Annotated in this window: 4 protein-coding genes; 2 read left to right on the forward strand and 2 right to left on the reverse strand. The window is 37.5% G+C overall.

Going from position 1 to position 3,013, the window contains the following annotated elements; genetic code table 11:
* Both BLV64_RS14635 and BLV64_RS14380 read left to right on the forward strand, forming a co-directional pair.
* Positions 1-180, forward strand: a 180-nt coding sequence (locus tag BLV64_RS14635) for a hypothetical protein (protein ID WP_218138674.1), incomplete at its 5' end; no start/stop codon positions are given.
* Positions 181-194: 14 nt separating this feature from the next.
* Complete coding sequence (locus BLV64_RS14380) at positions 195-971, forward strand: hypothetical protein (RefSeq protein WP_092136765.1); 777 nt, start codon at positions 195-197, stop codon at positions 969-971.
* A gap of 366 nt (positions 972-1,337) precedes the next feature.
* On the opposite strand, the gene BLV64_RS14385 is transcribed toward BLV64_RS14380, so the two are convergent.
* Positions 1,338-2,393: an IS110 family RNA-guided transposase gene (locus BLV64_RS14385; protein WP_092136767.1), complete on the reverse strand. Its 1,056-nt coding sequence runs from the start codon at positions 2,391-2,393 to the stop codon at positions 1,338-1,340.
* Between the two features lie 376 nt (positions 2,394-2,769).
* Positions 2,770-3,013: hypothetical protein (locus BLV64_RS14640; RefSeq protein ID WP_218138675.1), on the reverse strand; the 244-nt coding region annotated here is incomplete at its 5' end.

Genomic DNA, 3,013 nt, shown 5'->3' on the forward strand with positions numbered 1-3,013 from the left:
TTCGATCGTTTGGTCGTTGCTCTTTTGCTAGCTTCTGATTTTCCTGCGGAAAATCCTCGCGTACAAAATCGCAACGTTCCTTACACAAAACCGTTAGCAGTAATTAAACAGAGCCTGCTAGAATTCAATAATCCTGTTGGTTTTTTAAATAGCATAAATATCTCTTTAGTTAGAGAGTGAAAATCTAAAAACATATGATAATTAAGGTTAACAGCAAAAAAATAGCATTAACAATTATTTTATCCATAGCTATTATAATTATATTTAAATACATTAAACCAAAGTACTACGTAGAAAATACAAAAGCTAAAAATCTACCTTGTAAAATTAGACCATATAGAGATAGCATTTATGTATACATTCCATATCAATTAACAATTTATAACAATAGATTAAGCGCTTTAAAAATTTCTAGTATTTATGAAGGAAAATCTAATGGTTCTAATTATGGAAAGTATCTTTTATATAATCTTGAAAATTTAGAATTGAATGATTTTTGGAATCCGAGTAAAAAATTAAAAACAGAAAACAACTATCAGAAAAATGGAGATAATGCTTATTGGCGTATTCAACCTATCATTAAGTATAGAAATCATATTTTTCCATTTATGACACGAGACTTTTATTATTACAAAAGACACACTTTAAGTAATAAAAATAACAGATTCAATGTTAAACAAATAAATGAAGACAGTATTCAAAAACAATTATATACTCTAGATTATAACATCGCTACAGATATAAGTAAATCTATTACCGACAGCCTTTATAAAGCTACTAACAATAAACGGTTTAATGTCAATTTTAAATCTGAATTGTTAATAAGAAAAAGCATAAGAGCAAAAATTAATAATGAAGAACAAGAAATGATATATCTAAATTTCTACGACTCTATCAAAGGAATGAATAAAGAAGAAAAGATAAAATATTTACGAAAACAGATGAAATTAAAACCCGGAGATATGTTTTAATAATAAAATACCGAAAACCAAATAACTACTGCCAACACCGTGTCCTATGAAAAGCACTTATCCCGTTCTTCAAATATAATATTTATTTTCTAATTATCTCATAATGATGATTGTGTGGTGTTGAAATGTTGATAATACCTTTAGGTTTATCAATATTTCAATGCCTTTAAATAACTTGCTCCGCATCCTATGTGTGGTCCAGCGTGAAGCGCGGCCACCAGCATCTTTATGATTGTAAGTTATAATAACCCGGTCACTGTTTATAAAAGTGATCCTTCCGCCTTGGGCGAAGGTCACAAACGGTGTTTTGTAATCCGGGAAATAGTATTTATGTGAGCTCTGTTATTGTTAATATTCCTTTTTTATTTATTGTATCACGCCCGCTTGATAGGGAATTCCCGTCTTTATTACGGCCAATGTCCTGCTTGCCAATTTGCGTGCAATTTTTATAATGATTGTCTTGGAGTCCTTGGGCAGATGTTTTCTGTAATAGGCCTGCATAATTGGGTCTGCGCGTATGGCCTGCCACGATGCCTCCACAAAATAACTGCGCATAATTTTGTTTGCCCTTTTTGTAATCCCCGTATCTCGAGAGTTATCACCACTCTGGTATATACCAGGAGCAAGACCCAGATAGCCTGCAAGATGTTTAATGGTGCTAAAGCGGCGTAGATCGCCAAGCTCGCTTAAAATACCACAGGCAACAATCCCCGCAATACCGGGAACACTGCGCAATAGGTTATAGTCGGTTTTGTAATGTTTACGGCAATAGGCACGAAGTTCGTTAGAAACCTCTCTTTTTTCCTTGTCCAGAAACCTGAAGGTGCGCATCCTGCCCTCAAGCGTAGACTTGGCAGTTGGATGGGCGAAGTCCACGCCAGCCACCCAGTTCCTGAAGTTATGGCTCCAGTTGTCTTTGTCAAACTCTTCGGGAATCGTAATGCCAAAATAAAGGAGTTGCATTTTGATTCTGCTTTTATTGCGCCGTATGTCCTTAACGATATCGTTGCGCCTCCTGAAAAGGCTGCGAAGTGCCTCACGCTGGACATCGGGCACCTTTATGGAGTTGAGCCAATCATCCTTGAGTTCCCTCGCGATAAGCTGGGCATCGATACGGTCGGTCTTAGAGTATTTTTCCTTTCCTCGACGGTGTATATCGGCGGGATTGGCAACGACAGAACGCCATCCGAACGCCTCGAAGATGCGATGGGCGGAAAAGCCGCAGCAGCCAGCTTCGTAGGCGGTGGAAACTTCATAGCCCGCAAAGTTTTTCTGCACATAATCGTAGAGGACCTTTGGATCGGGCGGCATGGAAAAAGATTTGCCGATGAAAAAATCGGTCGCACAGTGCACTTTCCAGCTACGCTTGTGAATGTCGATGCCAATGTGTAATTTTGGGTGAGCAGTGGGTTCAGTTTTCATATCTAATTGTTTTGATGAACTTTAAAGATACGAGACTCGCTGCTTTTTCATGAATGCTATAAGTTATGGCTGGGTCTGTGTCTACTTGGAAAATCCTGCGGATTTTCCACAGGCAGTTGACCGTTTGGAATTGTCCGTTATTAGTCCACGCCACAACTCATACACATAAACGTTGGGTTTAATGCGGAAACGCCTGTTACCAATCCAAAGTTCCGGCTTAAATTCAATTCTTATACTGAAAAACAACAGCCGATTTTTAGCAGGTTTGCGGAATCAAAATATTGAACAACTAACCTTGACTATTTTAGATCGTTTGCAGAATCTGAATTAAAACTTAACCAAACTATAAGCGGAATGTAGCAAGTTAAGGAATCGCTCACTCGCCATCTGAATTAAATATATTGCGGAATTTGAGCAAGTTTGCGGAATAAAAACACAATCGATAAAAGAGTAATCTGAACAAAATACCCAGTGGATAAAAAGCACTAAAACCCAACACCGTGTAAAAAACATTGCTTATTTTAGTTCGATCGTTTGGTCGTTGCTCTTTTGCTAGCTTCTGATTTTCCTGCGGAAAATCCTCGCGTACAAAATCGCAACGTTCCTTACACAAAACCGTT

The organism is Bizionia paragorgiae (genome assembly GCF_900107625.1).
Lineage (GTDB): Bacteria > Bacteroidota > Bacteroidia > Flavobacteriales > Flavobacteriaceae > Bizionia > Bizionia paragorgiae.